This is a genomic window from Spirosoma utsteinense (assembly GCF_014282275.1).
Lineage (GTDB): Bacteria > Bacteroidota > Bacteroidia > Cytophagales > Spirosomataceae > Spirosoma > Spirosoma utsteinense.
The window spans coordinates 1-6,486 of the sequence record NZ_VFIA01000093.1 but is presented as its reverse complement, the minus strand read 5'-3'; the positions used below and the strand labels follow the sequence as shown (position 1 = coordinate 6,486).

At 48.1% G+C, this 6,486-nt stretch carries 8 protein-coding genes; 4 read left to right on the top strand and 4 right to left on the bottom strand.

The features are described from left to right. Positions 1 to 431 precede the first annotated feature (431 nt). Both FH603_RS27470 and FH603_RS27465 read right to left on the bottom strand, forming a co-directional pair. Entirely contained in the window at positions 432 to 1,325 is an 894-nt protein-coding gene (locus FH603_RS27470; protein ID WP_186742430.1) for an NAD(P)H-binding protein, read from the bottom strand. A gap of 4 nt (positions 1,326 to 1,329) precedes the next feature. Continuing rightward, the gene (locus FH603_RS27465; protein WP_186742429.1) at positions 1,330 to 1,767 is read right to left on the bottom strand and encodes a nuclear transport factor 2 family protein; all 438 of its coding nucleotides are present in this window, start codon (positions 1,765 to 1,767) and stop codon (positions 1,330 to 1,332) included. Between the two features lie 119 nt (positions 1,768 to 1,886). Between FH603_RS27465 and FH603_RS27460 the strand changes: the two genes are divergently transcribed. Beyond that, entirely contained in the window at positions 1,887 to 2,309 is a 423-nt protein-coding gene (locus FH603_RS27460) for a winged helix-turn-helix transcriptional regulator (protein WP_208493211.1), read from the top strand. Positions 2,310 to 2,728: 419 nt separating this feature from the next. On the opposite strand, the gene FH603_RS27455 is transcribed toward FH603_RS27460, so the two are convergent. Both FH603_RS27455 and FH603_RS27450 read right to left on the bottom strand, forming a co-directional pair. Then, the gene (locus FH603_RS27455; protein WP_186742428.1) at positions 2,729 to 3,634 is read right to left on the bottom strand and encodes a helix-turn-helix domain-containing protein; all 906 of its coding nucleotides are present in this window, start codon (positions 3,632 to 3,634) and stop codon (positions 2,729 to 2,731) included. Positions 3,635 to 3,648: 14 nt separating this feature from the next. Next, positions 3,649 to 4,383, bottom strand: a complete 735-nt coding sequence (locus tag FH603_RS27450) for an SDR family oxidoreductase (protein WP_208493212.1) — start codon at positions 4,381 to 4,383, stop codon at positions 3,649 to 3,651. A 230-nt stretch (positions 4,384 to 4,613) separates the two neighbouring features. Here FH603_RS27450 and FH603_RS27445 point away from each other — a divergent pair, with 230 nt between their 5' ends. The 3 genes from FH603_RS27445 to FH603_RS27435 all read left to right on the top strand — a co-directional run bounded on the left by FH603_RS27445 (position 4,614) and on the right by FH603_RS27435 (position 6,340). Then, positions 4,614 to 5,204: an HD domain-containing protein gene (locus FH603_RS27445; protein ID WP_186742426.1), complete on the top strand. Its 591-nt coding sequence runs from the start codon at positions 4,614 to 4,616 to the stop codon at positions 5,202 to 5,204. Positions 5,205 to 5,440: 236 nt separating this feature from the next. Further along, positions 5,441 to 5,869, top strand: coding sequence for an antitoxin Xre/MbcA/ParS toxin-binding domain-containing protein (locus FH603_RS27440; RefSeq protein WP_186742425.1), 429 nt, complete (start codon positions 5,441 to 5,443; stop codon positions 5,867 to 5,869). 3 nt (positions 5,870 to 5,872) lie between these two features. Next, a complete protein-coding gene (locus FH603_RS27435; protein ID WP_186742424.1) occupies positions 5,873 to 6,340 on the top strand; it encodes an RES family NAD+ phosphorylase in 468 nt (155 codons plus the stop codon). Positions 6,341 to 6,486: the final 146 nt, after the last annotated feature.

Here is a 6,486-nt window from a genome sequence, read left to right as displayed (position 1 = left end):
TAGGTCAGGACAAGGTAAAGAATATGGTCGCCAGGATGGAGGAATTCGCTGACAAATTCCACGTCCTGCTTCAATTCATGACCCTCAAAAATGTTTTATGAGAAAGCCCTGACTCTATCTACCAGTTGACGGACGTTTGTATAAGGGCTAATACACCCTCTCGCGTTTAGAGGATTTTGTGAGAATAATCAACTTATAACTCTACATGGTCTTCCTCCAACGGATGGTAAGCCACTGCTGGCAGCTTTACACGTTAAGTAACCTATACCTGTCAAGTGCAGTAAACATTGCTAACCCCTATGCGCAATAAGGTTATCCCGATACCATATCGACTAGCGTATCCGCGGGGCCTGCAAACTGCTCCCTACAGTCGAAGAATCAATTATGCAGACACCGTTCGCCAGCGGGTCAATCCCGATTACGTCATTGTTCTACCACACGGCATCTGCTAACAACGGTGCCAATTTTGTCCGCGCGAAATCTTCGAACCGGGTAGGGGTATGGGCTTCCGGGGTGCGGGGGGTAGCGTAAGCCCCATTTGGGTCGCCCAGGGCAACAAACAAATCAAGCAGTTCCTGCTGGACGGTTTCGGTAAGGCCCCCCTGTCGTAACTGATCTTTTACGGTTTCCAAAGCAAGCCGCTCGTACCGGATGGGGTGGCTAAGGGCGTTCGACAACCGTACGGCCACCTCCCGAAGGGTAATGTTTTCCGGTCCCATCAGGTTGAGCGTCCAATGACCGGCCCAGGTTGGGTCGAGCAGGTAGCGGGCGGCTGCATCGCCGATGTCATCCGTACTAATGAAGGGAATATCATGGTCGGGATCGTACGTGAAATGAAATGCGCCCTGCTCCAATAAGCTTTGCGTTTGAAGCAGGAAATTTTCCATGAAATAACCCGGACGTAGCGTCAGGACATTGGTCGTGAGTGCGTTGAAGGCCCGCTCCGTATCGCTAATGAAACTGATTGTGCCTAAGTTTTCTCCAGCTCCGGCTCCCAGGGACGACACCAGTAGCACGCGTTTGATCCCATTCCGGCTAACTGCCGCAACCCCTGCTTGAGTTACCCGTCGGTACCAATCGGCTAAACTGCCAACGTGGCTCACCGGCGGTACTAACCAAAGCAAGGCATCACATTCCCTCGTGGCTGCCGCGACCTGATGGACATCGCTCACATCAGTAATCGAAATTATGGCCCGGTCGATGCCGAGGGCGGTTAGTTTGGCTGCGTCCCGACCCAGCAAGACAGGTGTAGCTCCTCCGGCGGCTACGGCACTGGCGACCCGGCTACCAATATTTCCGGTAGCAGCTGCAATGGCAATTTTCATTTGATCAGGATTTTATGAGATGCGTATTAAGATTATCCTGACCAGACGCTTGCAGAAAAGCAACTGGATTCCAGTATTCCCGGTAACTGCTAAACTGGTTGCCAGCGATCGTGAAAAACATCACATAATCCTGGCGGTACAGATTGCCGGTTGCGGGCATCGTTGTTTCCCCGTGAACCTCCGCCCAGTATGTATAAGGCTGTTGAAGAGGGTAAACCCGAACATTAGAAAATGCGATACCAGGCATCTGAGGCAGAATACTCTGTAAGTGAGCACGGTAGTTGTCCTTATTGAATCGGGCCGGTACGCCGATAGAGGGCGCGTAGGGGTACTCGATAAAAGCGTCGTCGGTAAATAAGTCGATGACGGTTTGCCAGTCCTGATTGAAGGCGTCCAGTAATGTCTGGAAAAGGGCCTGCCCCTGATTTGGATTCGTTTTCATAGCATTGATGTTATTCTTTTGCAAAAGTATAGCCAATACTTTACTTTAGATAGTAGGCACCTGAAAGTGGGGTAAGTACCTTGGGTAACTAAATGGACAAATAAATCAGAGACGGCTCTATGGAAAATCAAAATTTTTTAGACTTACAGAAATCGTTGATGGTAAAATCCATTCTTGATGAAAGTTGCATCCTAAATCAGTCGCTGACGCTGATTGCTGATAAGTGGACGCTCCTAATTTTAATGGCCCTGATGCAGGGCACCAAACGCAACAGCGAACTCAATCGGCAGATCAACGGGATTTCGCCCAAAATGCTGACCCAAACCCTGAAAACACTCATACGCTACGGCATGATCGAGCGGACTGTGTATCCCGAAGTACCACCCCGCGTCGAGTATACGCTAACCGAATTTGGAAAAAGTACCGCCGACCCGCTGATGGCTCTGCTGAAGTGGTCGGTAGACTGGGAAGAGCAGTTGACCACACTATACAAAAACCGCCAAACGGGGCTAGCCGGAAAAGATCAATCGGCTACAAAATAAACTGGCAGGCCGATGGCTTGGTCATCATGACTGTGCGAACACATATAGCCATGATGACCAAGCTATTGGTCAAAGCCCTGCGTTTTCTGATAGCATTAAGCCTGGAGAAGGTTTAGTAGGGGTTTTGTGTCAAGTAGAAACAAAATAGTAACTTACTTTTGATCGACTCCTTAACACCACCGGGTCAGACTATTGGCTACGAAGCAAAGACATATGCCAAACCTATGCCACACATAGAGTTATGGTGATCGGTCGGAATGCCAATCCAGGCCGCATCACCACAGGTGCGGGACGATTAAGCATGTATTCGTATGCTACGTATTAGAGTTAACATGTATTAAAAACTAGCTTTCCACTTAATTGAGCCTTTAGTGAGATTTAGGCGACAATGAGTTGATTGTCGCCATGAACGTTTTTATTCAACTGAACGATTGGCGGAATTCCGACGGTGATGTATTAGCTTGACTCTTGAAAAGTTTATTAAACGACTGGGGATGCTCAAAGCCCAGTCGGTAGGCCACCTCCGCAACCCTGAGCTGGGTGGTGCTTAACATGAGTTTGGCCTCCTCAATCAGCCGGTTATGGATATGCTGCTGGCCACTTTGCCCGGTCAATGACTTGAGCATATCGTTTAGGTATCTGGGGGAAACCTGCAGATGCTTGGCTACCTCAAGAACCGTTGGTATACTCCTCAACGGCTCGGCAAAACGACCAGCTAGATAGGTATCCATTTGGCTAATCAAATCGTGATGAATGACCTTGCGGGTCAGGAACTGACGATTGTAAAAACGATTGCTATGGTTAAGCAACAATTCAATCTGGGAAACAAGCACGTCCTGACTGAAAGCATCCGTATTCGTGTTCAACTCAATTGCTATGCTGTCAAACAAGCTGGCCATAACATTTTTCTCTTTCTTGGAGAGGAAAAGCGCTTCGTTTACAGCGTAAGCGAAAAAACCATACTGATGAATGGTCTTGCCCAACGGGTAATTCAGGATTAGATCAGCATGAAAGTATAGCGTGTACCCCTCATACGCCTGTTCATCTCCGGACATGGTTACCAGCTGATTAGGAGCTAAAAAAGCCAGGCCTCCTTCCTCAAAATCATAGTAGCCTTGGCCATATTTTACCTGTCCCCTAAAGTTCTTTTTAAAAGATATCTTATAAAAGTTGATTAGAAAACTTTGTCCAGCATAGTCCCGGCTGAGCTGGGTTGTATCGTACTTTACCAAGGCAATCAACGGATGCAACGGCTCCGGCATTCCTAATTGGCGGCTCAGCTCGGAAATGTTCTTATAAATGATGGGTTGCGTCTTTGCATTCATGCTAGCTACCAATATTAATCCTGCACAGTGGGGCGAATGACAATATCGCCCACATCCACGTTAGCCGGCTGGCTGATGGCATATAGGACGGCGTTTGCAATATCCTGAGGAGCGATGGCGATCTGAGCCATCTTTTCTTTCATAGCGGCTCTGGCGGCTTCGTCTGGAATGTGCTCCACCAACTCGGTGTTGACAAAGCCCGGTGAAATGCCGGTTACCCGGTAGTTACCACCCGATTCTTGGCGCAAGGCTTCGGCAATAGTGCGTACGGCGTTCTTGGTCCCAGCGTACACCCCTTGAAGAGGGGCTATTTTGATCCCAGAAGTGGAAATAATGTTGATAATGTGGCCGAAGCCTTGCTGTTTGAAGATTGGTAAGGCTGCAGCAACGCCGTATAAAGTGCCTTTCAGATTAACGTCGATCATTTCCTCCCAGTCTTCTACCTGTCCATCGTCCATCCGCGAAAGACGAGCAATACCGGCGTTGTTGATTATAACATCTAAGTGGCCATAAGTTTGACAAGCTAAATTAACAAGCTTTACCAAATCGTCGCGCTGCTTGATATCGGTCACTCTATATACGGCCTCACCACCGTCGGCTTTGATCCGGCTGATCAACTTCTCCAGACGCTCTTGACGACGAGCCCCCAACACTACCTTCGCGCCTTTTGCCGCCAGTGTGATGGCGATGGCTTCCCCAATGCCGCTGCTGGCACCGGTAATAATGACTACTTTACCCTTAGTTTGCATAGAGCAAAGGTCTGTAAAGGTAACCATCAAAAATTAGCCTACCCTGTCAAAAGTGTAGCCAAAATTCTTGGCAAAGCGTAACAAGCCTTATTAACAGATATTATCCAGACAGAATAAAAAGTGGTGTAAGTCCTTTCGTTTCACAGAGGAGGGTTTATTAAGAATCCTTCTGGTTTAGCATGGTCTTTAAAAAGTTTTGTCAATTTTGTCAAAAAGCCATAAACGATACTATGGAATATACGAATCTCTCAAAGCAGATTGAGTTTATAAAGGAAGTGGATAAACTCAAGTATATCCTTCGTAAGACGAAGCTATTCAATAGTGACAGAAACGAGAATGATGCGGAGCACAGTTGGCATCTAGCCTTAATGGCCCTTGTTTTAGCGGGACATGCTAATGTTGAGGTTGATTTACTCAAGGTTATTAAGATGCTGCTGATTCATGATATCGTCGAAATTGACGCTGGTGACACCTTTATTTATGATAATCAAAAAAGCCATACCAACACCGAAGAAGAAAGAAAGGCTGCCCAACGGATCTTCGGGTTATTGCCTGATCAGCAAGCCACTGAATTGATAGCGATCTGGGAAGAGTTTGAAGAGCAGCAAACTGATGAAGCAAAATTTGCCCGTGCCATGGACCGCTTGGAACCCTTGCTACAGAATACGTCGAACAAGGGAGGTACTTGGAATGAGTTTGGGGTGAATTATGAAAAGGTATATACCAAAAAACAAGTCATCCAACAGGGGTCCACTGTCATTTGGCAATACGCAGAGCAGCTGATCAATGAAAGCGTTGAAAAAGGAATCTTAACGAAGTAAACGATCCGGCCGAACACACGATTGGCTGAACTGCGCCATTCAGTAGATCTTAATCGTCTCGCTAAACCCCCATTTTGCGGTACAGACCTATAAACTTGTATCGTTCTACCAATGGCATATATCACGGTACTCAACCAACCTACCATAGTAGCCTAAACGCATCGACTACATAAATCCTAATGAGGAACTTGATTGAGTGAACTTTTGTAGTTACCTTAATCTAAAACTTCATTGCTATGGCCCTTGCATTGCCTTTTATAGCACCCAACCCCTCCCTCCTGCCTCGGCTCTTGACCGAGCAGGAAATCATCACCCGCAGTCGACAAGGCGTGCTGCGCGCCGAGGCCGACCGCGTTGCCGGTTTGGTGGGTTTAACCGATAAGGAATTGGCCGCTACCTTAGGCTTATCAGCTTCTTACCTGCATCGGCTCAAGGTTGATCAACGCATCAGTCAGGATGCCTCTGAGCGGCTGCTGCTGCTAGAGAACCTGCTCCTGCACGCTTTAGATACGTTCGAGGAACGAAGTAAGACCGTCCTTAGCTGGCTACGCTCACCCTTACGGGAGTTGGATTACCAAACCCCTTTACAAGCCCTGGATACCGTTACTGGCTATACGTTAGTCGACCGGGTGTTGGGCCGCATTGACCATGGTATCTTTGGATAAGCTATGGCCATCGTTTATCGCGTGGTGCGGCAGAAGTATGCCGCCCGTCCCTTGGATGTTACCGGTACGTGGCTCAATGGAGGCCGTTGGAATCCACCGGGTGTTGGCATCCTCTATACAGCTGAGCATCCAGCTTTAGCTTTAGTAGAGATCCTGGTACACATGCCACAAGTACCCTACGATGAGCTACCCGCCTACCGGTTGTTCAGTCTGGAGTTACCTCATGATAGCCAGCGGGTGGTAGACGCGGTTCGACTGCCGCCTTACTGGCAGGAGAACACCTACAATCGTAGTCAGCATATTGTAGCTGATTGGCTAGCCAAGCCGGATGTGTTAGCCTTGGGTGTTCCCTCCTCGGTGATGCCATCAGGCATCAACTACTTACTACATCCGGCCCATAGTAGCTATGGCTCCATACGGGTGATTGACGAAAAGCCTCTGGTGATTGACCCCCGCCTGTGGTCGAAGTAAACCAAGGCTAGAGCAATTCCTCTCGTCTCATATAGTGTACGTCGTCAACCAAAAGTGGACAGATGCGGGTGAAAAGAGAAGAGAGGTTTTTATCCACTTTGTACACGCTGAAAAATATGGTTTTTCCGGCGTTTAAGCATCGACAA